Raw genomic sequence first — 24,724 nt, 5'->3', positions numbered from 1 at the left:
TCGTCAAAAACTCTTTGCTTTCCGTGAGTATGCCTTCAGCTTCCTCGGCAAGCAAAAAGCGCTTAATTGCGGGATCTTCAGCTCGTGTTTTTCTCAAAGGAGTCTACGTATTTTAACTACGCTTGATATCTACTCCACATACTTAGTAATATTTATCGCTTGTTAATTAAATTTTTGCACCTGTTTTAAATAAAAAAACACCAACCAACATAAATATTGATTGGTGCCTGAGATTAATTTTGTACAGGTTTTTGTAAACTAATAACGATGTCTCCGTTCTCCGGACGAATTTCTCCGCTTGGAGAAAAGAAGTTAATATGGCCTGATTTGCGGTGAATCATTAATAATACACTGTCTTTATCTAACTCTTGTAGATATTGGTCAAAAGTGTATTGATTTGTAATGGTCGTCTTTTTAAATAAATAACCATTATTTATTTTTTCATTTAATACACTCCAGTTCATGTTCATTTCGAATAGAATTTGGCCACTGATGTGCTTACTTACATCTTCAAGGTGATCTCCTTGATTCACTTGCAGTGGCAATTGATACAAATGCTCTCTGCCGAATGATGGCATAAACGTTGAACTGATCAGTGTATTGTACGAGTCATATTCCGTTAAACTAATCATATATTCATATGGTGTTAAATCGATTTGATAATCTGTTTGCTCAGACAGGATTTCTCCATGCTCATAAGGAACGCCTAATCGCCTGGCGTGCGACAAACGACTCCAAGATGAATCACTGATTAATACAGGGATATTCAAGTCTTCTAAGACTTTTGCAAAGTTCGCTGAAAATTTACTTGAACCTACTATTAACACACCTGGTTTACTCTCAATTGATAAGCCAAGTTTTTTTGCGATAAAACCTATTGAAAAACCGTGTGCTACAACGGTTCCAAACACTAACCCAAAGGTTAATGATGTTAGAATTTCTGCATCTTCAAAGCCAGCTTCTAATAACACACTAGCAAAATACCCCGAAACGGTTAAAGCGACTATCCCGCGAGGCGCAATCCAGCCGACCAATAATTTTTCTTTAAATGTTAAATCAGTATTAACCGTAGATAAGAAAATACTTAAAGGTCGCGTAACAAATAGCATTATCAAAATGAATACAATGATATGCCAATCAAAAATAGACAAAAGTGTTTCTGTGTTTAATGATGCAGTCAACATGATGAATATGACTGATATCAGTAAGATTGAGATATTTTCTTTAAAGTGACGCATATCACCAATCGATGATATGTGCATATTAGCAATCGTCATCCCCATGACTGTCACAGCAAGTAACCCTGTTTCATGCATAACTGTGTCACTTAGAGCAAACGCCATAATGACACTGGCAAGGACGACAGAGGACTTTAAAAACTCTGGTACATAGCCATTTTCAAACATCCAGCCAATTCCATATCCAAAAAACGCACCGATAGCCACAGCAAGTAGTGAACCGGCTAAGAAAGCTAAAACTGTCGCAAAAGTTACTGTATCCATAGTTAAAAATTTAATGAATTCAAATGCAAAAACGGCAACTAATGCTCCAAATGGATCAACTATAATTCCTTCCCACTTTAATATGGCAGCTGGTCTTGGTTTAAGTTTTGCTTGCCGTAATAAAGGTAAAATTACTGTAGGACCGGTCACAATAAAAATACCACCAATTACAAATGCTACCGCCCATGATAAACCAGCAATATAGTGTGCGGCTAATGAGCCAAATATCCACGCTAAAAACGCACCTATTGTCGTGATACGGAATATAGGTTTACCTAACCCTTTAATCTCACGAAAGTCTAAATTCAAACTACCTTCAAATAGGATGATACCTACTGCTATGGAAATCAAAGGCCCATACATACCGCCTAGGTCTTCTTGAGGATTAATCAGGCCAAGGATCGGACCAGCTAATAAACCCATCACGGACATGACGACGATCGCGGGCATACGAAAACGCCATGCTAACCATTGAGAGATGACACCAAGAGCCCCAATCAACATTAAAATAAACAATAAACTTTCCATATAATAAACCTCTCTTTCGTGATGGTCTGATTGACTCATATAAAGATGTGGTATATTTACAATATCACTTAAATTTATTCAGTCATTTTTGAATTTCATGATTGAAATTATATATTGCTTTGGGAGGGGAGTCAATGTCTGAAATTGTTTCATTACTTTTATTAATAATTATTTTCTTCTTACTTATTCTACCGGGGTTTTTCATGCTCTATAGCTATTTTGTCGACCGGAACCAAAAACGTCATTCGGTCTTAAAGAACTATCCACTAGTAGGTAGGATACGCTACTTCTTTGAAAGTATTGGTCCGGAACTTAGACAATACCTTTTTACAGAAGATAATGACGGAAAGCCTTTTTCAAGAAAAGACTATCAAAATATCGTTTTACCAGCTAAATATAAACATCGTTTAGTGGGTTTTGGATCACAACGAGATTATGATGCACCAGGGTACTACATAAAGAATGCTATGTTCCCTAAATTAGAAGAAGAGCTAGCTATTGAACAGCAACCTCATATTGAGTCCTATGCTTATAATATCGAAAAAGAATACCTCTTTTCACGTAAAGAGTATCGAAAGAAAAAAGAAATTGATCCTTATTACCTTAACGACGAGTATACAGTCGTTATTGGAGAAAGATGTAAAAATCCTTTTCATGTTAAAGGTTTAATAGGAATGTCAGGCATGAGTTACGGCGCACTCGGGAGTCATGCCATTACCGCTCTATCAAAAGGTCTTGGGCGTGCTGGTGGTACTTGGATGAATACAGGTGAAGGTGGCGTTTCCGACTATCACTTGAGTGGGAATGTCGACCTGATTATGCAGATTGGTCCAGGGTTATTTGGTGTTCGTACCAAAGATGGTGAATTTTCCTGGGAAGAACTTAAAAGAAAATCTGAAATCGAACAGGTAAAAGCGTTTGAAATCAAATTAGCTCAAGGGGCAAAAACCCGTGGCGGACACGTCGAAGCCGAAAAAGTAACGCCTGAAATAGCAAAAATTCGTAATATAGAGCCCTACCAGACTGTGGACAGTCCAAACCGTTTTAAAGAATTTAGCGATCCGTATACGATGCTTGATTTTATTGATCAGATTAGAGAAGTTTCAGGAAAGCCTGTAGGCGTAAAAATTGTAATCGGCCAACAGCGAGATGTTGAAGACTTCGCTATCGCGATGAAAGAAACTGGTAAGATTCCTGACTTCATCTCAGTTGACGGCGGCGAAGGAGGTACTGGTGCTACTTATCAAGAGCTTGCCGATAGTGTCGGACTCCCTATCAAATCAGCGATACCCATTTTAAACCAAGCATTAATTGATCAAGGTGTACGTGACCAAGTCAAAATCATTGCTTCAGGCAAATTGTTTACTCCAGATCGAATAGCGATCGCTCTTGCTTTAGGAGCAGATTTAGTTCAAGTCGCACGAGCATTCATGATAACTGTTGGGTGCATTATGGCGCAGGTATGCCATACTAACCATTGCCCAGTTGGTGTCGCGACAACAGATGATAAGTTACAAAAGGCTTTAGATATTGAAGAGAAATCGTACAGAGTTACCAATTATGTTGTATCGGTACGTGAAGGTTTATTTAACATTGCAGCTGCAGCCGGTTTAGAATCTCCAACAGAGTTTAAAGATGAGCATGTTTCTTACAAAGACTTATATGACGTCATCTACGAAAACCATTTGATGACAAACGAAAAATAGAGACATGTTTTAAACTTAGGTTATTAAGGGAATTTGAATAATGAATCCTAAATAAAGGAGAGATTCAGTAATGTCCAACCTTAATAATCACATGTCAAAAATGAGCGATGAGAAAAAGGATGAAATTCTAGAAAACTTTCAGTATTTTAAAGATTATCTAGGAAACAAAATTGAAACAGGAGAGAAACTCGGCCTAAGTGATGAAGCGTTAACAAAAGCAGCCAAAGGTGTTGGTGATTTCCTAGCTTCTCATGAAAGCCCTAGAAACCGAGAAGAATATTTACTCAAAGAATTGTGGAAGGTTTCTAATGACACCGAAAAAGAACACCTTTCCCACATCTTAGTTAAATTCGCCCAACAAACAAATTCATAACAATGTAGATGAAAATAAGTTCAGTTGTTAATATTAAAATAACAACTGAACTTTTTTCTTGGGAGTGATCATTTGAATAAAGCTAAGGCTTTCATTTTCTATTTAGTAAATGTCCTTATTGGCGTATTTTCTTACTATTTATTTTTGTTTCTATGGGTTGCTTTTAGCTGGGGTGAACCGATGAACTTACTTTCTTTAGAAGCTATCCTAACCTTAACAATAAGCAGTCTAGTGTTCTTAGGGTTTAACTACTTATTACTTAGAAAAATCAATAAGCCATCTTACTGGGGGAAAGCACTTGCTACCTCCTCAGCCACCATCATCACTATTATACTTGTTATTGCTTATCCTTTTTAACCTGGACCTCAATTTGATTGAGGTTTTTTTGTTTGGGTTAAATAGAGTTTGAAAGGAGATTAATGAAGTTGTAATCGTGATTAATGGAGTTAGCCTGGCTATTAATGGAGTGCGACCTTTTATTAATTGAGTTGTTTTCCCGATTAATGGAGTCATGTTATTTTTTACTGAAATTTAGCTAAAAAAAACCGTTAGCTGACTTAGCAGCTAACGGTTTTTCTCATATTATGATGGGTTTTTCATATAATTTTCTTCAAACTGTTCACGACGACGTTTAGCCGCTTCACTTACCTGCTCATCCGCATGGTAAGAAGAACGAACTAATGGTGCTGATTGGCAGTGTTTAAACCCTTTTTGGAAAGCAATCTTACGTAACTCCGCAAATTCACTTGGCTCGTAGTAACGTACCACGTTTAAGTGGTTACGTGTTGGCTGTAAATACTGGCCAATTGTTAAAATATCAACATTATGAGCTAGTAAATCATCCATTGCTTCAAGGATTTCTTCTTTTGTTTCGCCTAAACCAACCATGATACTTGATTTTGTCGGAACGTCAGGAGCAACTTCTTTTACGCGCTTCAATAAAGTTAATGAGCGATCGTAAGTTGCCTTCGAACGCACAGTCGGTGTTAAGCGACGAACCGTTTCGATATTGTGGTTAAAGATATCAGGTTTCGCATCCATTAACATTCTTAAGCTTTCATAGTCACCTTTCATATCTGAAGGTAAAACTTCAACCGTTGTTCCAGGGTTACGCTCGCGAACCGCTTTTACAGTTTCAGCAAACACACCTGCTCCACCGTCTTTCAAATCATCACGAGCAACAGCTGTAATTACAGCGTGACGAAGACCCATGATTTCTACTGATTCAGCTACACGCTGTGGCTCTTGCCAATCTATTTCTGTAGGCAGTCCTGTGTTAACCGCACAGAAACGACAACCACGTGTACACACTTTACCAAGTATCATGAAAGTAGCCGTTTTTCTTACTGCCCAGCATTCATGGATATTCGGGCAACGTGCTTCCTCACATACTGTATGTAAATTTTTCTCACGCATCATCTTCTTAAGGCCCGTGTAGTTTTTGTTCGTATTTAACTTAATTTTTAACCATTCAGGTTTTCTGACGTATTCATTTTTTTTCGTCATCCGTTCCACCCCTTAAAAGTTTAATTAGCCCGCTTCTTACTTGAAGACAAATTCCACTCATCTGTTACGTATTTTTCCCTCGCAAGTTCTTGCACTTCCTGCTCTTGTTCAGCCGTTAATTCATACGGCTTCAGCTCTATATCCAAGCCCTTTTCAAACCCTTTGTAAAAGGCATCTTCAACTTCTTCCAGCGATAATTTTCTCCCTAAGTAAGCTTCCATTGTAGTTGCTCTCTCTTGAAACTTTGCCTTTGCCCGCTCTCGCACTTTTTCATTAGGGTAAGCGAATAAATCAAATAACACATCATTATTCATGCTTATAGGCACTGAACCATGTTGTAAAATGACCCCTTGTTTACGAGTCTGTGCACTGCCAGCAGCTTTTTTCTCACCAATAACTAACTCATACCAAGATGGTTCATCAAAACAAACTGCAGAGCCTGTTTGTTGTAATTTCCCTTCAGGTACGGCTAAATCTGCATCGATTCCTAGATTACGATAACCTTCTAATAATCCTTTCGTAATCACTCGATAAGCTTCTGTTACCGTTTTAGGCATTTTGGAGTGATCCTCTGAAACGACGACACTGTAAGTCAATTCATGGTCATGTAAAACCGCACGACCACCCGTTAGTCGACGAACAAAATCAAAACCATGCTGATTAACGTTCTCTATATGTATCTTTCCATCGACTTTTTGAAAATATCCTACTGACATTGCCGCAGGTTCCCAAGTATAAAAGCGTAATACTGGTGGGATTTCCCCTTTGCTGTGCCAATTTAACAAGCATTCATCAAATGCCATATTATAAGCCGCATCATGTGTACCCGTGTTTATAAAATACCAAGTTTCTTTTGTCATGTTGATACACTCACTTTTTATTTCACAGAAATTTTTTCTAACAATATCATCTTAACAAGTCATAAGCAAAAAATACACTGATACATATATTTTTTACTCTATTAAAAATATTTTTTCTATACCAATTCTATTAATGAATGTTTGCGCATAGATATAAAGTAATTAATTAATTGACGAGGTGATTTTTTGAAAGTATTAGTTACAGGTGGTTATGGGTTTATTGGTTCCTATGTCGCTGAAACTTTCTATAATCATGGTCATGATGTTCATATTATGGACAACCTTTCGACCGGTGATAAAAATAATGTGAAATTCAAACATCAATTTCATAATATGAGTATCGAAAGCCCTTCATGTGATCATGTATTTAGAGAGGAACAATTTGATGTGGTTATTCACTTAGCGGCCCAGGTCAATGTTAGCGAGTCCATTGATCACCCACAAATGGATGCTAAAACTAACGTATTCGGTTTAGCTAACATTTTAGGTTTAGCCAAAAAATATCATGTAAAAAAAGTGGTCTTTGCTTCAACAGCAGCTGTTTATGGGGACAATCAAAACCTGCCAATTAATGAACTGGAAATTTGCAACCCGCTTTCTCCTTATGGCATTAACAAATACATCGGCGAAATTTATTGTCAGAAGTGGACTGAATTATTTAATCTGGACACTTTATGTTTAAGGTTTTCTAATGTTTATGGACCTAAACAAAGCAATATAGGTGAAGGTGGTGTGATTTCAGTCTTCATCAGAAAAATTTTACAGCGCGAGAGGTTACCAGTATTCGGTGATGGTGAACAAACAAGAGATTTTATCTTCGTGCAAGATGTAGCAGATGCCTTATACCTCGGCGTCCAATATGACTTATCTGGTGTGTATAACTTGTCTAATAATACGAGACACAGCATTAATGATCTGATTTATGAGCTAGACCGCATAAGTCTAATCAAAGGTGTCGACCATTATGAGTCCAGGCCAGGTGATATTAATCATTCACAATTAGATAACACTCAGTTAAGACAAGCTCTCCATTGGAAACCTGAGCGCGACCTTCGCTTTGGACTTAAATTGACATTTCAATGGTTTCATCAATATGGAGACTCGTTAGAACTCATAGGACGTTCAAATAAAATATCATGAGGAAGCCTCATCTATAAGTTTAAAAGTACTTCCGCTCTATGTGGGAGTACTTTTTTATTACGAACTTTCAACAGCTTATTTCTAATTTTTAAGAAAAACTCTAGCTTAGAGGCACTAAAAAACAAACAAGCCTAGGATCGACTTGTTTGTCTATTCCTCTTGAATATGTTCTTTCACTACTCCACGTATTCTCTCAACTTCTTCATCAGTCAAAACGTAATACCATACCTGGTCAATGATTTCGCCAGAACCTTCGATGTGTTCAGTTGCGATTTCTTTCCTGGCCCCTCTATAACTTAAATAAAGTTCCTTCATTTGACTTAGCTGCATATTGGTTTTGACATTATCCTCGATCACGGACAAAACCTCATTAATTCTTGTAAATGATTCAAATGATACAACCTTCCCAATCATCGCTTTGATGACTTCTCTTTGCCGGCTTGTTCTTCCAAAGTCACCATTCGGATCAACATCACGCATTCGAGTAAACTCTAGCGCCTCTTCCCCATTTAAATGTAATGTTCCTTTAGGAAATTCAAAGCCACCATAACTGAATTCAAACGTATTAGTTACTGTCACTCCTCCTACCGCATCGACTCCATCTTCAAAACCTTCCATATTGATTTTAAAATAAAAGTGTATAGGAACATCCAGAAAGTTCTCAACAGTTTTTATGGTCAACTCTTCTTGACCGAATGCATAAGAATGATTAATTTTATCCATTCCGTAACCCGGAATTTCTACATAGGTATCACGCGGAATACTAAACATTAAGATTTGGTTAGACTTTGGATTAACAGATGCAAAGATCATTGAATCTGTACGGCTGACAGACTCTCCATCCCGCTCATCGCCACCGAGTAATAGGACATTAATGACCTCTTGATCTGCTAATAAACGATTGACATTACTTTTGTTTAGCTCAGAATCTTCTAATGGCTTGTACATCGTAGCGACTACCGTTTCGACTTGCTTATATAAATAGAAAGAATATGAGAGAAAGATTAAGAGTGAAACGATTAGCACTAATAGAATCACCCATAACCAAACCTTCTTCTTTTTATGCTTTGCATGACGTGGTGGATAAGGAGACATGTTAAACCTCCGCTTCATCGTATTATTTAACCTACCTGCATCAACCACGAAGTCAACTTTCTTTTACATTTAATTTTTCAAGAACTTCAATAAGTTCTTTTTCCCATTTTGTGGTGTTAGATCTCACATAAATTTTACCGAGTATATAAATCACCCCGAGCAAGGCCGTAAAATAAAATTGGTTTTGAAACACCCACACATCTATAATTAGAGAAATGTAAAACCCATCAATTGTTAAAATGGATTTAATGAATTTATTTAATCGGCCTTTATGATTGATGAGCTTTGCCCCACATGCCTTATCAGATTTTTTGTGAATAGAAAACTCGTAATTTAGCGTCTGTTTATGAACTGCTTGTCTAATAAATAAAGCTTCAACGTCTTTTTGAGATACATCTAACGGTGACAGCTCACTAAAGATGGCTATACCTATAAATAAAGGTAGGTAAAAAATGTCATCACTTATCTCGTACGTTGCAAAACCAACCACTAAGAAAAAGATAGGTCCTGTAATATTGTGAACCAGCCGATCCAGGTAAACGCCTTGAATGGAGGTGGTTCGTTTAAATCTTGCAATATTGCCATCCACGCCATCCAATACGTAAATAAAAACAGATAAAAAGAAAACCAATATAAGTAAGGTCAAATTAGCGTTAAGGATTGCATAATATAACACCCCAGAAGCCATAAGACTTAAAGGCAGCATTAAAACAGTGATCGTATTAGCTGATACAGAAGGAAAAGCATTGAGTAATACCCAAGTAACGATTAAGCCCATTCGCCTCTGAAGAGCTGAATAATACGAATATGGTGGATCTTTTTTTAGACTCTTTTTCACTTCACTAATTTTCAAACCTATTAGCTCCCTTATACCGTTATTGCAGCTGTTTCCAAAATCTGATTGTGTAACTTCCTAGCTTTTCTCATAACCAAAAATAAAACGATACTGTAACTTATACATTTGGCACACGAACCAATGACAACAGCAAAAGCTGCTCCATATAAACCAAATGATGGGATTAATAATAAGCAGCTACTTAAACTTACTACCAACCAACCTAAAGCTAAATAAGGTTGTATTTTAAAACTCCTGGTTGAATTTAGTGCGGCATCTAAAAATTTCGTTGGATAACTAAACAGACCAGCAAGCATAATGATCAAAAATAAACCTGAATAGTCTGCGTATGAAGCTGTATAAATCACTGTTAACAGGAAACTGCCTAACATATAGGCAACCAATGCCCCTACTATTCCTATGAATAACCCAACAAGTAATAAACCAAAAAGTAGTTTCCGAAATGCTTTCATATCTTTCCGTTCAAACAGGTTGGCTAATCTAGGTGTAGCAGGTTGCCTGATTGAATCTACTAAACGATTTCCTGCATACAAAATATAGGCAATGGCTGCAAAGTAACCTAATTCTTCTTTCCCTAGAAAATGTTCAACCATATAGTTTGGTATATTTGTGTTAATTGAACTAAGTAACGCCATTGTCCCTAAAGAAAGGGTGAGTTGTATCAGTCCTCTTACAGTTTTAAAATGAAATTTAGGTGAAATAGAAACATATTTTCTAGTAATGAAACAATCATACAAAATAAGTAGGAGCGCCCAAATTAACACCTGTCCCATCACAGCCACAATTAAACTTTCAGTCAATATTAACAGTGACGCAAAAGTGAGAACTGTAATTATTCCTTTTAACATATCCGAAATAGCTATTAAGTCCATTCGTTCCTGCTTTTGTAACTGGCCGTGGAAAATGTCACTAAGCGATTCAAACACTTTCGCTATACCAATCAGCAACACAATCATCATTGTCTGAAAGGAATATCCAAATATCACGATGGATAAGATAATGGCAACGATCGCAAACAACATACATACAATTCTCGTTCCTAAATAATAACTAAAATCAACACTCGATTTAGCATCTGTCACAAGCGCGATCCTTAGCTTCATTTCAGAAAACATTATAATGGGTGCTGATATAGCGAGGCCTAAGGCATACTGCCCGACCATTTCTGCTGTGCCTACTTTGGCAATAACGACTAAAATTAACCATTGCGCCAATGAGTAAACAATGCTCCCGCTCAAGGTCCAAGTTACATTCTTTTTAAGCGTCAATCTTTTTATTTCCACAGGTTATTCCTCATTTTCCAAGAGAGTAATTATGGTGTTTAATAAGCTTTGCTCGATTATATTCCGGCCTGTTTCTCATTTTCCATTTAAACAAGAAAACAACCGCCTTACCTATGAGGGAATGGGCGTATATTTTTTTATCAACATCTATCTCAATTCCCCCAAATTCTTTTTTAAATCGATTTAGATTTAGCTCATCGTCTGTGCTCGGATCAACAAATAAGCCACAAAAGTCATACCACTTATGACCTTTTTCTTTAAACATTTTGATGTCTTCCCAATGAAGGTAACGATTAGCTCGACCGATCAATGACCTGATTTGTGAATTATCAAAACGTGCAGATGCCGAGTGAATCATTGAGCAATATTCTTTAGTTCTTAAATAAGCGTGATAACATAACGTCTTTTCATCCTCATCTTTAACATAAGTGATGGTTAAAGCGTCTTTGTCTCTAAGACCTTGTAGTTTTCCTTTAATACATTTAGGAATGTTTTTGTTTTTGGCAAATTGATTAAAAAACTCAACAAATTCATCTATTTGTTGATTGGTTGGTGAAAAAATTGCACAAAATTGAACATTATCTCTTTTTGCTGCTCGGTTAATTTTGTAGCGAGCATTTTTCCGAATTTCTGAAAAAATGTCTTCTTCAGATTTATTCAAGTCAATAACCAATGTTCTTCCATAACTGTGTAGTGATTCATCGGTGCTAGAATGTAGTTGAGTGCCTGGAAACAGATTCTTCATAGAAATCTGCACATCAACGTCTTCTAGCTTTTCTTTACTTGTCGTTCCATAATAATCAGCCATCTTTACCAAGCCACGCTTATATTTTGTTTTTAACATTGTGATATCACCTTCAATCTTCCTTAATAGTAATAAGCCTCTTTCGGAACTTTCGGCCCATTAAATACTGCTCCAATTAAATGAGCATCCGCGTTTTTTAATTGATCACGCGCACGTTCTACTTGACTTAATTCATTTTTCTTATGACGAACAACAAGTAGTGCGCCATCACATTTATTGGCAACGATTGTAGCATCTGTAACAACCAGGATTGGTGGCGTATCAAAAATAACAATATCGTACATCTCTTTAACTGTTTCTATAAATTCCGTCATTTGAGGGGAACTTAACATCTCAGATGGGTTAGGAGGAATCAGGCCGCTGGTGATTATATCTACACTTGTGAGATAAGAAGTTGTGATGATATCTTCTACTTTCATTTCTCCTAATAGATGGTGACTTAATCCATAATTATTTGGTACATCGAATGTTTGATGAATAGAAGGTTTTCGTAAGTCGGTATCAACTAAAAGCACTTCCTTCCCTTCTTGACGAAATACAATAGCTAAGTTTGATGCCGTCATGGTTTTTCCATCTCCCGAACTAGGTGATGATACAGCTAAAGTTTTTAGATTTTTATTTACAGAAAAGAAATTTAAGTTTGATCGAATAGCACGGAACTGTTCTGAACCTTGTTTGTTCTTTCGATCAATGGCAATAAGCTGGCTACCCGAGTCCTTCTTCTTACGTGTCAAAAGCTCCATCTCCTCTCTGTAGATGTTCTATATTTTTCTGTTTTGCTTTTTTCTTCTTCTTTTTCTTACGGTTAGGATCATTCTCAAACTTTGATACAGTGCCTAATACTGGGACCCCGCATTGTTCAATATCCCGCTCTGTCTTCACTTTTGTATTTAGAAATTCCATCATGATGGCTAAGCCGACTCCTGTTGCTAATCCGATCATGCCAGCTACAATCATGTTTATGAGCGGCCTAGGTTTAACAGGTTCCCTAGAGATATTGGCTTTAGATAAGATGTGTACGTTATCTACACTTAGAATAGTAGGTATGGCTGTTTTAAACTCATTAACGACGGTGTTGGCTAAAGTCACAGCAGCTTCAGGTTGCTCACTTAATGCTGACACGGTCACTACTCTGGAGTTTTCCGAACTTCTCACTTCTACTTGTTTCGTTAGTTGGTCTGGCGTAGTATCCAAATTTAAATTAGCGATCACCTTTTCTAAAATTAAAGGACTTTTAATAATCTCTTTATACGTATTCATGAGTTGCTCATTTGAATTAAGGTCGTTTAATGTATATGGAATCTCTTCTACCTGCTTTTGTACTACAATAAATTGTGACGATGACTGATATTGAGGTACTAAAACATAATAACTTAGTACAGCGGCTGCAGAAACAGCAATCAGCGTTAAGAGAAAGATTAAAATGAAACGCTTTTTTATTGTTTGGAAAATTTCTTGAATTGAAATTGTTTCTTTCATTTCTCACCCTCCTATCAAGGTCCCTTTGCGACTAGTGGCTTTTGGTCATTTTTTATGATGAAAAAGATAATCGTTATAAAAATCCAAATAAATCTTAAGTTTTCTATATTAATAGTTAGTGCTTGAATTGCTATTGCAACAAAACCGAGCAAAGCGTAAAAATATAATTTCTCCCCCGTACTGACTAAACCAATGGCCAGAACACTAATTAAAAATAACGGAAACCACATGAAAGCTATAAAGCCTAGCAATCCTGTTTCGGACAAAAATGATAAATACGTATTATGCGGTATATGTGAGATGGTATAACCAAACATCTCATGTGAGTAAGTCGAGAATTGGCCAATGCCTGCTCCAATGATTGGATTAGCTTCCCATACTTTGATTGCAGATTGCCACAAAAATAACCGATAAGACGTACCTTCCTCTTGAACACTTATTCCTGACACTCTTTCAAAAGCAAAGCTTAATACATCCGAAGATGAGTCGATCCAAAGAATGATCGTTGAACAGAGAACAGTCATGATTAAAAACAAAAACAATTCTTTTACTCTCCCAGCTATAAAACTGAGAAATATCACTAACATTAGACCTAAAGAGATACCTAAAATACCACCTCTAGATGCTGTTACTAAAATTGCGATTAAAACAATTACCATACTCAAACTAATACTCGTCTTTTTATTAGAAAAAAGATTTAATAGAGCAATGATCGTAAAGGAGACGATTAAATATAAAGCGGCTAAATTCGGATCTTTAAACGTACCTTGTGCTCGGCCGTCTAATGTCAGTCCGTAATCATTTCCATTACTATAAAGAAAAACACTTCCTATACATATAAGTGAAATGATGACCGCAACATACTTCCACCACTTCAAAATAGTGTTCAATATCTCACCCTTATATTTCTCTAGGTAAACTAAGAAGATTGTAATATAAACAAAATTGACTGATAGTTTTAAAATGGCTGAGACACCATATGGGAAATCAATAGTTGTATTCGTAATGTAGTTAAGCATACTCAAAATACAAAAATAGATAAGTAATAGCATATACACCAAGATTAGGTGATACTTATTTATAACAACGGCCAGAATCTTTCGATTATCATGATCTATTAGAAACCATAGGAGCACGATCATCATAAACAAATCAGCTAAAGAAACATTCAATTGAACAATCAAATTGATATAAAACATAAATGGAATAAAAAATACTAATAATCTAATAACTCCAAAATCAATAGCTTTCCTTGTTAACATCATGACTTACACCACGTTTATAATTAGATTCAGTTAGTGCATAGTTACTAATATCTGACATTGAACAGCTTTCAAACCCATACTTCGCATTTAATTCGTTATAATGTGAGATTATTTTGCTCAATAATTTCATGTTTTGATTAATTTGGGTCCCAAAGTTATGAGGATGCCACCATAGATGATAGATTTGACCCGTTTTAGCTGCTTTGGTCATTCCTTTTTTGATGCGCCTTATTTTTAATGGTTCCAGCCATTTTAGTTTCCTTGAAAATGGCCTTAAAAATTGACTAGCAGGTACATTAACCATTGAAAACCCATCGATTAAGCTTTCCCATGAATAGATGTGTGAGCCTGTTAGGTTGATATAGGTATCCACCAACCTGAGAAGTCTCTTAAAAATATGATCCTTTTTTGTAGTTACATCATATAACCAACAGTCCTGGTTTCCACGGTAAGCTTGTATCCCATTCGCTTCACATATTGATAGATGTGAAGGATCTATCTGGTTTCTTGGAAAAACAATAGATTTAAACAATACACCGTTTTGCTCACCTACATATAAAGCTTTCTGGAGATCTACTTCAAAAGCACGTGACGTTGCACCTTCAGCGAGACAATAGTAATGACTAAACGTATGTGTGGCGATTTCTTGATTGTCGTGACGTTTAATTAATTCAATCAGCTCAGAACCATAGTGAAGCCGGTCATCATCTTCGTTAAAACCTACGTTTTCTAAATGAGCATAGGATGATAATTTTTCATTCTCATACGCTGGCTGCTCGACAGGAAGAGCTTTTAAGAGATCTTTTTTATTCGAGAAAAATAGAAAACCTACCGTCGCCCATGTTGCGTGAATATTATGTTTTGAGAAAAGTTCCAGAACCATTGGAATAACGGCTCTAACCCCTAATAAATTGTTTATATATTGTTCAACTGGTAGACAATCATGGACACCCCAATTCAATTCAAAATCAAGCGATATGACGAACTTTCCATTATTCATAAGTCACCTCAAACCATTCATAGTACACTTTTAATTTTTTTATTGTTTTTAAGAACATTTAACTCATTTTCGACAGGAGGCTTAAACGACTGGTAGATGTTTTGTAATTCTCCTAAAATTAAATTCAAATCATATTCTTTTAAGATTTTCTCTCGTCCTTGTTTACCTAAATATTTTCTTAGATTTTCATCTTGCATTAATTGAAGACAAGAAAGTTCAATATCATCTGGAGATTCAAGCGGGATTAAATACCCTTGTTCACAATCGGTAACTAAATCCCGATTTCCCCTTATATCTGTTGCTACGACTGGTATTTCCATCGACATCATTTCCATTAAGGATTTCGGAAGACCCTCACGTAACGAAACAAGCAATCCAATATCCGTAATACTTAACACTTCATGAATATTATGCAGAAACCCCGTACATCGCACATGCTCGTCCAAATTTCTTTTACTTATTTCAGCTTTTATTTCATCTCTACCTGGACCTTCACCCACCAGCAAAATGACAAATTCCTTAGTTAAACTTTTCATTTTTTCTGCAGCTAGAATAATATCCTTCTGCCGCTTATTATCGGTGAATTCTGCAACATGCGTTATGACTTGATACTGTTCTGGGATACCCATCGATTGTTTTATTTTTGTCTTATCATCCTCTGAAAAATGTTCAGGATTAAAATAAGATGCATCTACTCCTACACCTTTAATGTGGTTAATTTTTTCATCCGGAAATATTGATGTAGCTTGTGTTCGGTCATCTTCATTAATGACGATGAGTTGAGATGTTTTTTTAGCTGCAAATTTTTCAGCTAAATAATAAATACGGTTGTTAATTTTTGAGCCATTTTCGTGAAAATGAAACCCATGTGCGGTATAAATTAAAGCTTGTCCTTTTGGTGTAATCATTCGAGTTAAAAAAGAAGCAATCGGTGTATGGACATGAATCAAATCAAAGTCTTGCTTTTTTATTAGATTTCTTAAGGATTTATAAGCTTTCATATTTTTTACTGGATTAAGGTTTCGAGTAAAAGGTATGTGATGGATGGGAATATCGGGCAGCTGTTCTTTCAATTGATGGATATAGGTATCCGTTTTTGGTACAGCAAGCGACACTTCATACCCCAGTTTCGTAAGCAACTTAATATGTGGAACAAAAAACATCAGAACCATTCGATCAGTATTGGAAACTATTAAACACCTCATAAATTCTCTCCCCTAATCTTTTATGCACTGCTTTTGCTTTATGCCTATCTATCTTTTTATTATTGTTATTCATAGTTTATTAATAGGGTTGAAGATTATGACTATAAAAATATGTAATTGGTCATTTTTACAGGACGGAGGGTCTTTATCATTTTATGTTTTTATCGAAGTGATAGTTTTGAAGGAATTTACTAGATGAGTTGCAGGAAAGTTAAATAAAAAAAGACCTTACCTCTTAAAAAGAGGCAGGTCTTTCGACTATTATTCAGCAGCCTGATCTAACTGTTTTCTCAGTTCTGCTAATTCTTCTTCATATCGTGATAATGTTTTTTCGAGCATTGTGACGTTACCGCCATTTGCTTCTAATTTATCTAAATCTCCTTGGATACGAATATAATCCATTTTCACTTCATCTATTCGAGCTTGTACATCTGCTTTTTTCAAAATTAAAACTCCTTTCTTCTTCACATTTTAAGAAAAATTAGAACGATTTACAATAAGTAAAACTTTAGTCAAAAAATAAAGGCCAGGTATATTCTACCCAACCTTACTGATGAAATATAAAGTTTTTCATAATCAATTGTTGTTTCTTTAATCGCCCATTTAGTTCGAATTCAATTTCAAATTGATCGAGATTGAATTGATAGGTTGGGTTAAGCAGGTCAATTTCAAATACCAGCATGATATCATTAGATTTTAGTTGATAGTTTTCAGCTTTTTTATATTTACTAATCAACTGCATATGATCCGCTTTGTTATAGATTACTCCAGTTGTAAGGCTTTCATCTACATATGTATTAATACGTATTTCTGGATGATTTTCTGTTAAAAGTTGTCCATCATCAGTATAAATATTTACATTTTTAATTACTGGAGAATCTTCACCAGTCCATTTCAACCATTTACCCAAGTAAATTTCCTCATGTTCTTCGAATAAATCATGTTGAACTCCAGAATGGCTCATGCTGATAAATTGACCACTGCTTCCATTCGCTTCGACAACTAGATAGCTCGCCAAGCCAATGATGACTATGAATAAACCGAGAATCCATCGATTTAGCTTTTTCATCTAAAGGCTCACTCCTATAGAACTTATGATATGGTATATTACTCCTATAATTCTATTTCGACATGGCGAGCTAGATTCCTTTAAAAAATTTATATTTTCGTCATAGTTATAATTCCTTACCTTTTAAATAAGAAAACAATACAAAACTAGCTGTACGACTCGTCATGTTTCTTATATCAACAGTCGGATCAATTTCCACGATATCCATTGCCCTTACCTTCTCATGTTGTGCTGCTTGTTCCACTGCTTCTAAAAGTGTCCAGCTACCCATACCGCCTGGTCCAATGGCTGGGCACCCAGGAGCGTGGGCCTGATCGAGCACATCCATATCTACGGACAGGTATATAAGATCGACTTTATTTGTTAAGTAAGCAATAGATTCTTGAATAATTTGATGAATGTCGCCACGCATGACATCTTGCATCGTGTAAACTTTCACACCTTGTTCTTCAGCATAATCTGCATAGGCTTTAGCATTGGTAAAGTCTCGAATACCGATCTGAACGATATGCTCACCTTTAAGAACATCATTCTCGATAGACCTGCGAAAAGGTGTGCCATTAGTGGGACCACCATCTTCCAAGTTTCTAAGGTCATGGTGGGCATCGAATTGAATAACCCCTACTGTTTTCCCTTGTTCATGGTGAGCTTTTATAGCAGGAAAACTAACTGAATGATCCCCACCAAACATGATAAAGTTTTCTACCTCGTGATTTGATAAAATATCTGATACCGATTGATAGATGCGATCCTGAGATTCAACCACATCCGTCGGTTGCATTAAAACATCACCGAAATCTACAATACTAAGGTCGCGAAAGTCATGGTTAGAATGATTCGAGTACGATGAATAACTCGCCATTGCCTGACGAATAGTACCCGGAGCGAATGATGCTCCAGAATGACTAATCGATGGCTTAGAAAGTGGTGACCCAACTAAACCATATTTGATTGGGCCATTATGACCTTCTTTAGCGACTAATAATTCATTCATTTTTTTCGTATGACGATCGACGAACTTTGCTTGTCCAGCTGGTCTTAAAAACTTAGACAAGTAAATCACCTCGTTCGAAAAGCTTTTGACCTGCTTTAAAGACTGTATTCACATGATTAACGCCATAGTGATAAGGAATGTATAGGTAGTTTGTAGCGTCCCAAACCACAACATCAGCTTTACGTCCAACTTTAATTTGACCCGCTTCATCCCCACGATTAATAGCATGTGCAGCATTGACCGTAACCGCATGCCAAATCTCCTCAGGTGTCATTTTCATTTTGAGTGCTGCAAGTGACATAATCAGCTGAATGTTTTCTGTCACACTACTACCTGGGTTAAAGTCAGTTGAAATTGCGATTGCTGCGCCTTCTTCAATCATTTTTCTAGCACGAGCAAATTCCCCTTTGCCTAAGTAAAAGATTGTTCCTGGAAGAAGTACACCAATGGTATCTGACTCAGCTAACTGTTTAATACCTTCATCAGTGGAAACAGCTAAGTGATCACCTGTAGTCGCACCAAGCTCAACCGCAAGCTGCGTGCCTCCTAATGGATCAATTTCATCGGCATGCATTTTTAAATCAAAGCCTTTATCTTTGGCTTTTTGTAAATAACGACGGGATTGCTCAATGGTAAATACGCCTGTTTCAGTAAAAATATCTACGAACTCTGCTAAATCTTCTTCTTTTATTTGATCAAATAAAGATGCCATCTCATCTAATAATGCTTCAGGGTTTTCTTTATATTCTTCTGTAATCGCATGTGCTCCTAAGAACGTAGACACTAAATCAAGTGGATGGTTTTCTCCGGCTTTTTTAGCCACTCGTAGCTGTTTTAATTCTGTTTCTTTGTCCATGCCATAACCACTTTTTGCTTCCATCGTTGTAATACCATATGAAGCCATGCGATTTAAATGAAACATCGCTTTTTCATAAAGTTCTTCTTCTGAAGCTTTACGAGTCGAACGGACAGTTGATAAAATTCCTCCGCCCTGTTTTAATATCTCTAAGTAAGGAACACCTTGTTGTTTTAAGGCCATTTCGTGCTCGCGAGAACCACCAAACACGAGATGTGTATGGGGCTCAACAAGGCCTGGTGTCACAAGTTTCCCCTGACAGTCAATTTTTTCGTCAGCTTGAGTATCTGCTAATTCATCACTTGGTCCAATTTTCTCTACCTTCCCGTCTTTCATCAACACTGCGTAATTTTCTTTCACATCAAGGTTCCCCATATCTTTTCCGCGAACAGGTCCTTCATATTGATCCATCGTGAGTAATTGCCCTATGTTATAAAGTAAAGTTGATTGTGTCATCGGTATCCTCCTAAGTTGATTTTTTTAATGATAATGACGAATTGAGAGTGGCACTGCGCCAACACGGGTGGTTGACTCGCCACTTGGGAAGTGTTCTCACTCGCCGTTTTGGGGTCAGTCACTCGCCAGGACAGCTACTTCGACTCGCCACTTTTTCTCAATAACTCGCAAAATTAATTTAGTATTGATTAATCTTGATTCAACATCGGGATTTGTACGCCTTTTTCACGAGCCGTTGTTTCAGCTAATTCATAGCCTGCATCAACATGACGCGCCACACCCATGCCTGGGTCAGATGTCAGAACGCGTTCTAAACGCTCAGCTGCATCCTCAGTTCCATCTGCTACGATAACCATACCGGCGTGTAGTGAGTAGCCCATACCTACACCACCACCGTGGTGAACAGATACCCAGCTGGCACCGTTCACTGAATTAATCAACGCATTTAAAATTGGCCAGTCTGCCACTGCATCACTTCCGTCCTTCATCGATTCTGTTTCACGGTTTGGTGAAGCAACAGATCCAGCATCTAAGTGATCACGGCCAATAACAACCGGTGCTGAAATTTCTCCGTTAGCCACCATCTCATTAATGATTTTTCCAAAGCGTGCTCGCTCTCCATATCCTAACCAGCAAATACGAGATGGCAGTCCTTGAAAGGCCACTTTTTCACGTGCCATGCGAATCCATTTACACAAGTGTTCGTTGTAAGCAAATTCTTTTAGCAACACTTCGTCGATTTTGTAAATGTCTTCAGGGTCTCCAGATAGTGCTGCCCAGCGGAAAGGTCCTTTACCTTCACAGAACTGCGGGCGAATAAATGCTGGAACGAATCCAGGAAAATCAAAAGCATTTTCCAATCCTTCATTATAAGCTTCTTGGCGGATGTTGTTTCCATAATCAAACGTTACAGCTCCTGCTTTCTGTAAATCGAGCATCGCCTGTACGTGAGCTTTAATACTAGAACGTGAGTCTTTAAGGTACTCATCTGGATTTGACTGGCGCATCTCTGCCCCTTTTTCCATTGAGTAACCCACTGGCAAGTAACCGTTTAATGGGTCGTGAGCCGATGTTTGATCAGTAACTAAATCAGGCGTTTCACCACGCTCAACTAATTCAGGTAAAATTTCTGCAGCGTTTCCAAGCAGACCGATGGATAATGGCTTTCCTGAAGCTTTAGCCTCATTAGCCATCTCTAAAGCCTCGTCTAATGACGTAGCCATTTTATCTAAATAGCGATGTTCAATACGACGTTTAATTCGTGTTTCATCAACCTCAATCGCAATCACGACACCATCATTCATCGTAACTGCCAATGGTTGGGCACCACCCATTCCACCAAGACCCGCTGTCACAGTTAGCGTACCTTGAAGCGAACCACCAAAATGTTGACGAGCCGCTTCAGCAAATGTTTCATATGTTCCTTGTAATATCCCTTGAGTTCCAATATAAATCCAGCTACCCGCCGTCATCTGCCCATACATCATAAGGCCTTTTTTCTCAAGCTCACGGAAATGATCCCAGTTCGCCCAAGCCGGAACCAGATTTGAATTCGCTAAAAGAACTCTTGGCGCATCTTTGTGTGACTTAAACACTGCAACAGGTTTACCTGATTGCACAAGCATCGTTTCATCTTCTTCTAATAATTTCAATGTATTTACAATCGCTTCGTAGCTCTCCCAGTTACGGGCTGCTTTCCCAATACCTCCATAAACCACTAGTTCATCCGGATTTTCAGCAACCTCGGGATCCAGGTTATTCATCAGCATTCGTAAAGCTGCTTCTTGAACCCACCCTTTTGTATTTAGTTCTGTACCTCTTGGTGCACGGATTGTTTTTACTTCTTTAGACATACATGGTTCCTCCCTTTTTAGTTAAAAATATATGTGAAAATATTAAACTTTAATCCATTCCTGCACGTTCTCAATGTCCTTCGAAAATGCTCTGTCCTTCTTAATACTTGGACAAACTGACCTTACTTCGTGATACAGTTTAGATGTTGCATCAGCCATTAAATCTGTTCCACGCAGTTCGGCCGCTTGCATCGCACAAATAAGCTCGATAGAGATCACACGTCTCACATTTTCTATAATTTGCGAAGCATGGCGAGCCCCAATGGTCCCCATGCTTACGTGATCCTCCTGGTTTGCTGATGAAGGTATAGAATCAACACTCGCTGGGTGAGCTAAGGTTTTATTTTCTGAAACAAGTGAGGCAGCAGTATATTGCATGATCATGGCACCCGATTGCAAACCAGGTTCGGGACTTAAAAATGGTGGTAAATCATTAAGCTGTGGATTTACGAGTCGCTCGATGCGGCGCTCTGACATGTTTGCCACTTCAGCCATACCAATCTTGAGTAAGTCCATCGCAATGGCTATAGGCTGACCATGAAAATTCCCACCCGATAACACTTTTCCTTCATCTGAAAAAATCAGTGGGTTATCTGTAGCTGCATTAATTTCTGTTTCTAATTTTTCTTTTACGTATTTTAATGTCTGCCATGACGCCCCAAGGACTTGTGGGATACAACGCAGGGAATAAGCATCCTGGACTCTTTTTTCTCCTTGCTTAGTGACAAGCTTACTATCTTGTAAGTAGCCTCTTATACGTTCTGCAACTTCTCGTTGTTCTATATGTCCTCTTGCATTATGGATCAAATCGTCAAAAGCACATATGATTCCTTGCAGCCCTTCCATGGTCATCGCTGCAATTTTTTCTGAATAAGTTAAAACTTGTTCTGCTTCTATGTATGCCAGGACACCCACTGCAGTCATCGCCTGTGTACCGTTAATCAGAGCAAGCCCTTCCTTAGCTTTTAACTGAATAGGTTCTATTTTTGCCTGATTTAAAGCCTCAGCAGAAGGCATTTTTTCACCTTTATAGAACACTTCTCCTTCACCTAATAAAACTAAGGCGAGGTGAGCTAATGGCGCTAAATCCCCACTTGCTCCTAGAGAACCTTGTTGTGGGATTACTGGATGTATACGGTGGTTTAATAAATCAATCAGCCTCTCTACAATAACTGGACGCACGCCGGAGAAACCTTTTAATAAAGCATTTGCTCTTAATAAAATCATTGCACGACTAACAGATTCTGAGAATGGCTCACCAACCCCACAAGCGTGCGATAAAATTAAGTTATATTGAAGTTCATCAAGATCTTCTGCTTCAATTTCTACATCACTAAACTTTCCAAAGCCAGTATTAATACCATATATGATTTGGTGGTCATCTAAATATTCTTCTACAGTTGCTCGGCTTTTTTTAACGTCATTTAGACTTTCTTCTGATATGGAAACGTTTTCAAAATTATATACAACACGTTTGATTTTTTCTAAATTAAGGTCTAAGCCATTCAATTCCATCATGCCACTCCCTTTATAAGAATATTTTATCTCTCTATAAGAAAAATTCGAATTGCTATGAGAACTTTCATTTATGCTACGAGAACTTTACTTGCCCCTATGAGAAATTATTGATTTTCTATGAGAACTTTTTATCTTTCTATAAGAAGAATTTACCTTGCTATGAGAAATTACTGTTTTTTCTTTGAAGACAAAAAAAGGGGCCAATCCTCAGTCTACGTCTGAGAATCAGCCCCCTCACCACTAATAACTCTGGGCGATTTTATTATATGTGATTAATGCCTAATCCCGTAGTTTCATGCTCCAATCCACGTATCGGAGCGCCGATTGTTCCGTACAATGCGACGGCAATCCATTCACCTTCTGCTTCATTTTCATACGGACGACCTCGTACAACGCTGAAACGTAAGCCAACCGTACGCATGACATCTCCAAGCAGAACCTGCCCGCGAGTCACGCCTTCTAAAGCTTCGAGAATTGCATGATAGAGTGCATGCATTTCCCGATAAAGGGTTTCATCAATAATTTCATTTCGTTTCGCTGCTGTCTCAATCGCCGAGACAACTTTTTGCATATCCATTGAACCTGTTTTACCTGTACAAAAAGAATAATCAGACTCAATGACTCGAGTTTTGGTATCTTCTATCTCATGACTATTGGCTAGCACTAACTGTAGTGCGGACTTACCAATCCCCGATTGTATTGTTTTATTCATGTAGTAACACCAACAATTTCCTTCATAATTAAATTGTAAATCTTACTTGACCAATTGTCAATTACGCTTTTTGATTTGTTGTTGGATCCCAAGGAAAACTTGCTCCAAAACGTTCAGCCAATTCTTTTGACTCTTTCCTGCGATTACGACGATACTCTGCACGTTTAGCGGCACCAGCATGTAGCCATTTTTCCTCTTCCGATTCAGGAAGCACAGGCGGGACCTCTGTTGGTTTACCTTCTTCATCTAAAGCAACCATTGTTAAAAACGCCGTTGTACATACTTGCCTTTCACCTGTAATTAAGTTTTCCGTAATTGCTTTAACGAAAATCTCCATTGACGTTCTGTGTGTATACGTGACATAGGCTTCTAAGCAGATCGTATTACCTTCTTTAACTGGATTCAAAAAGTCAACCGAATCAGTTGATGCAGTAACAACTGGCATACGAGCATGTCGAGTGGCTGCAATCGCAGCTACATCATCAACATAAGCCATTAATTTACCCCCGAATAAAGTTCCGTGACTGTTGGTATCTGGGGGTAAGACGTGTGAATTTTTTACAGTTAATGAATTGATACAAGGTTTTGCTTTCATGGCTTCACCTCTTTACATAGTTTCTAATTATATTATACCACTCATATAATTCCTTAATCCTATATAAA

24 protein-coding genes are annotated in these 24,724 nt (G+C 37.4%); 4 read left to right on the top strand and 20 right to left on the bottom strand.

Annotation, left to right across the window (positions count from 1 at the left end; genetic code table 11):
- Positions 1-233 precede the first annotated feature (233 nt).
- The gene (locus E3U55_RS11620) at positions 234-2,030 is read right to left on the bottom strand and encodes a cation:proton antiporter (RefSeq protein WP_134340662.1); all 1,797 of its coding nucleotides are present in this window, start codon (positions 2,028-2,030) and stop codon (positions 234-236) included.
- A 134-nt stretch (positions 2,031-2,164) separates the two neighbouring features.
- Here E3U55_RS11620 and E3U55_RS11615 point away from each other — a divergent pair, with 134 nt between their 5' ends.
- The 3 genes from E3U55_RS11615 (at position 2,165) to E3U55_RS11605 (ending at position 4,466) form a co-directional block, all read left to right on the top strand.
- On the top strand, positions 2,165-3,736 hold the full coding sequence (locus E3U55_RS11615; protein ID WP_134340660.1) for an FMN-binding glutamate synthase family protein: 1,572 nt from the start codon (positions 2,165-2,167) through the stop codon (positions 3,734-3,736).
- A 70-nt stretch (positions 3,737-3,806) separates the two neighbouring features.
- Complete coding sequence (locus tag E3U55_RS11610) at positions 3,807-4,109, top strand: DUF3243 domain-containing protein (protein ID WP_134340658.1); 303 nt, start codon at positions 3,807-3,809, stop codon at positions 4,107-4,109.
- A gap of 72 nt (positions 4,110-4,181) precedes the next feature.
- The gene (locus E3U55_RS11605) at positions 4,182-4,466 is read left to right on the top strand and encodes a hypothetical protein (protein ID WP_134340657.1); all 285 of its coding nucleotides are present in this window, start codon (positions 4,182-4,184) and stop codon (positions 4,464-4,466) included.
- Between the two features lie 225 nt (positions 4,467-4,691).
- Here E3U55_RS11605 and lipA read toward each other — a convergent pair whose 3' ends face one another.
- A complete protein-coding gene (gene lipA, locus E3U55_RS11600; RefSeq protein ID WP_134340655.1) occupies positions 4,692-5,615 on the bottom strand; it encodes a lipoyl synthase in 924 nt (307 codons plus the stop codon).
- 20 nt (positions 5,616-5,635) lie between these two features.
- The gene (locus tag E3U55_RS11595; RefSeq protein WP_134340653.1) at positions 5,636-6,475 is read right to left on the bottom strand and encodes a lipoate--protein ligase family protein; all 840 of its coding nucleotides are present in this window, start codon (positions 6,473-6,475) and stop codon (positions 5,636-5,638) included.
- Positions 6,476-6,661: 186 nt separating this feature from the next.
- On the opposite strand from E3U55_RS11595, the gene E3U55_RS11590 reads away from it, so the two are divergent.
- Positions 6,662-7,615, top strand: coding sequence for an NAD-dependent epimerase/dehydratase family protein (locus E3U55_RS11590; protein WP_134340652.1), 954 nt, complete (start codon positions 6,662-6,664; stop codon positions 7,613-7,615).
- 150 nt (positions 7,616-7,765) lie between these two features.
- Here E3U55_RS11590 and E3U55_RS11585 read toward each other — a convergent pair whose 3' ends face one another.
- The 17 genes from E3U55_RS11585 to E3U55_RS11505 all read right to left on the bottom strand — a co-directional run bounded on the left by E3U55_RS11585 (position 7,766) and on the right by E3U55_RS11505 (position 24,656).
- Complete coding sequence (locus E3U55_RS11585) at positions 7,766-8,710, bottom strand: LCP family glycopolymer transferase (RefSeq protein WP_228547548.1); 945 nt, start codon at positions 8,708-8,710, stop codon at positions 7,766-7,768.
- Between the two features lie 52 nt (positions 8,711-8,762).
- Complete coding sequence (locus tag E3U55_RS11580) at positions 8,763-9,563, bottom strand: CDP-alcohol phosphatidyltransferase family protein (RefSeq protein WP_134340650.1); 801 nt, start codon at positions 9,561-9,563, stop codon at positions 8,763-8,765.
- 14 nt (positions 9,564-9,577) lie between these two features.
- Positions 9,578-10,849, bottom strand: a complete 1,272-nt coding sequence (locus E3U55_RS11575; RefSeq protein ID WP_134340648.1) for an oligosaccharide flippase family protein — start codon at positions 10,847-10,849, stop codon at positions 9,578-9,580.
- Positions 10,850-10,859: 10 nt separating this feature from the next.
- Positions 10,860-11,693, bottom strand: a complete 834-nt coding sequence (locus E3U55_RS11570) for a hypothetical protein (protein ID WP_134340646.1) — start codon at positions 11,691-11,693, stop codon at positions 10,860-10,862.
- 23 nt (positions 11,694-11,716) lie between these two features.
- Positions 11,717-12,388 (bottom strand): CpsD/CapB family tyrosine-protein kinase, encoded by a 672-nt coding sequence (locus tag E3U55_RS11565; RefSeq protein WP_228547547.1) that lies wholly within the window; start codon positions 12,386-12,388, stop codon positions 11,717-11,719.
- Positions 12,378-13,133, bottom strand: coding sequence for a YveK family protein (locus tag E3U55_RS11560; RefSeq protein WP_134340642.1), 756 nt, complete (start codon positions 13,131-13,133; stop codon positions 12,378-12,380). The genes E3U55_RS11565 and E3U55_RS11560 overlap by 11 nt, the downstream gene beginning before the upstream one ends.
- A gap of 14 nt (positions 13,134-13,147) precedes the next feature.
- Positions 13,148-14,398: an O-antigen ligase family protein gene (locus tag E3U55_RS11555; protein ID WP_134340640.1), complete on the bottom strand. Its 1,251-nt coding sequence runs from the start codon at positions 14,396-14,398 to the stop codon at positions 13,148-13,150.
- A complete protein-coding gene (locus E3U55_RS11550; RefSeq protein WP_194840901.1) occupies positions 14,373-15,398 on the bottom strand; it encodes a polysaccharide deacetylase family protein in 1,026 nt (341 codons plus the stop codon). The genes E3U55_RS11555 and E3U55_RS11550 overlap by 26 nt, the downstream gene beginning before the upstream one ends.
- A 17-nt stretch (positions 15,399-15,415) precedes the next feature.
- Positions 15,416-16,603, bottom strand: coding sequence for a glycosyltransferase family 4 protein (locus E3U55_RS11545; RefSeq protein ID WP_134340639.1), 1,188 nt, complete (start codon positions 16,601-16,603; stop codon positions 15,416-15,418).
- A gap of 261 nt (positions 16,604-16,864) precedes the next feature.
- Positions 16,865-17,047 carry an SE1832 family protein gene (locus E3U55_RS11540; RefSeq protein ID WP_134340637.1) on the bottom strand — a complete coding sequence of 61 codons (183 nt, stop codon included), beginning with the start codon at positions 17,045-17,047 and terminating at the stop codon, positions 16,865-16,867.
- Positions 17,048-17,150: 103 nt separating this feature from the next.
- Positions 17,151-17,672, bottom strand: a complete 522-nt coding sequence (locus tag E3U55_RS11535) for a hypothetical protein (protein WP_134340636.1) — start codon at positions 17,670-17,672, stop codon at positions 17,151-17,153.
- Positions 17,673-17,778: 106 nt separating this feature from the next.
- Positions 17,779-18,726: a formimidoylglutamase gene (gene hutG, locus E3U55_RS11530; RefSeq protein WP_134340634.1), complete on the bottom strand. Its 948-nt coding sequence runs from the start codon at positions 18,724-18,726 to the stop codon at positions 17,779-17,781.
- Positions 18,719-19,978 carry an imidazolonepropionase gene (gene hutI / locus E3U55_RS11525; protein ID WP_134340632.1) on the bottom strand — a complete coding sequence of 420 codons (1,260 nt, stop codon included), beginning with the start codon at positions 19,976-19,978 and terminating at the stop codon, positions 18,719-18,721. The genes hutG and hutI overlap by 8 nt, the downstream gene beginning before the upstream one ends.
- Before the next feature lie 188 nt (positions 19,979-20,166).
- The gene (gene hutU, locus E3U55_RS11520; protein ID WP_134340630.1) at positions 20,167-21,831 is read right to left on the bottom strand and encodes a urocanate hydratase; all 1,665 of its coding nucleotides are present in this window, start codon (positions 21,829-21,831) and stop codon (positions 20,167-20,169) included.
- A 42-nt stretch (positions 21,832-21,873) separates the two neighbouring features.
- The gene (gene hutH, locus E3U55_RS11515; RefSeq protein WP_134340628.1) at positions 21,874-23,349 is read right to left on the bottom strand and encodes a histidine ammonia-lyase; all 1,476 of its coding nucleotides are present in this window, start codon (positions 23,347-23,349) and stop codon (positions 21,874-21,876) included.
- A gap of 262 nt (positions 23,350-23,611) precedes the next feature.
- Positions 23,612-24,061, bottom strand: a complete 450-nt coding sequence (hutP, locus tag E3U55_RS11510) for a hut operon transcriptional regulator HutP (RefSeq protein ID WP_134340626.1) — start codon at positions 24,059-24,061, stop codon at positions 23,612-23,614.
- A 61-nt stretch (positions 24,062-24,122) separates the two neighbouring features.
- A complete protein-coding gene (locus tag E3U55_RS11505) occupies positions 24,123-24,656 on the bottom strand; it encodes an acyl-CoA thioesterase (protein ID WP_134340624.1) in 534 nt (177 codons plus the stop codon).
- Between the last annotated feature and the right edge of the window lie 68 nt (positions 24,657-24,724).

Origin of the sequence: Filobacillus milosensis (assembly GCF_004402015.1) — a bacterium.
Lineage (GTDB): Bacteria > Bacillota > Bacilli > Bacillales > Alkalibacillaceae > Filobacillus > Filobacillus milosensis.
Note: the sequence above shows the minus strand (reverse complement) of the source record. Positions and strands in the feature narration are given on the sequence as shown.

Bases quoted from the DNA above. Each gene is read 5' to 3' on its own strand.
- E3U55_RS11505 (WP_134340624.1), bottom strand. From the start codon at position 24,656: ATGAAAGCAAAACCTTGTATCAATTCATTAACTGTAAAAAATTCACAC.
- E3U55_RS11560 (WP_134340642.1), bottom strand. From the start codon at position 13,133: ATGAAAGAAACAATTTCAATTCAAGAAATTTTCCAAACAATAAAAAAG.
- E3U55_RS11585 (WP_228547548.1), bottom strand. From the start codon at position 8,710: ATGTCTCCTTATCCACCACGTCATGCAAAGCATAAAAAGAAGAAGGTT.
- E3U55_RS11570 (WP_134340646.1), bottom strand. From the start codon at position 11,693: ATGTTAAAAACAAAATATAAGCGTGGCTTGGTAAAGATGGCTGATTAT.
- E3U55_RS11555 (WP_134340640.1), bottom strand. From the start codon at position 14,398: ATGATGTTAACAAGGAAAGCTATTGATTTTGGAGTTATTAGATTATTA.
- E3U55_RS11620 (WP_134340662.1), bottom strand. From the start codon at position 2,030: ATGGAAAGTTTATTGTTTATTTTAATGTTGATTGGGGCTCTTGGTGTC.
- E3U55_RS11595 (WP_134340653.1), bottom strand. From the start codon at position 6,475: ATGACAAAAGAAACTTGGTATTTTATAAACACGGGTACACATGATGCG.
- E3U55_RS11535 (WP_134340636.1), bottom strand. From the start codon at position 17,672: ATGAAAAAGCTAAATCGATGGATTCTCGGTTTATTCATAGTCATCATT.
- lipA (WP_134340655.1), bottom strand. From the start codon at position 5,615: ATGACGAAAAAAAATGAATACGTCAGAAAACCTGAATGGTTAAAAATT.
- E3U55_RS11615 (WP_134340660.1), top strand. From the start codon at position 2,165: ATGTCTGAAATTGTTTCATTACTTTTATTAATAATTATTTTCTTCTTA.
- E3U55_RS11550 (WP_194840901.1), bottom strand. From the start codon at position 15,398: ATGAATAATGGAAAGTTCGTCATATCGCTTGATTTTGAATTGAATTGG.
- E3U55_RS11545 (WP_134340639.1), bottom strand. From the start codon at position 16,603: ATGAGGTGTTTAATAGTTTCCAATACTGATCGAATGGTTCTGATGTTT.
- hutP (WP_134340626.1), bottom strand. From the start codon at position 24,061: ATGAATAAAACAATACAATCGGGGATTGGTAAGTCCGCACTACAGTTA.
- hutH (WP_134340628.1), bottom strand. From the start codon at position 23,349: ATGATGGAATTGAATGGCTTAGACCTTAATTTAGAAAAAATCAAACGT.
- E3U55_RS11610 (WP_134340658.1), top strand. From the start codon at position 3,807: ATGTCCAACCTTAATAATCACATGTCAAAAATGAGCGATGAGAAAAAG.
- hutU (WP_134340630.1), bottom strand. From the start codon at position 21,831: ATGTCTAAAGAAGTAAAAACAATCCGTGCACCAAGAGGTACAGAACTA.
- hutI (WP_134340632.1), bottom strand. From the start codon at position 19,978: ATGACACAATCAACTTTACTTTATAACATAGGGCAATTACTCACGATG.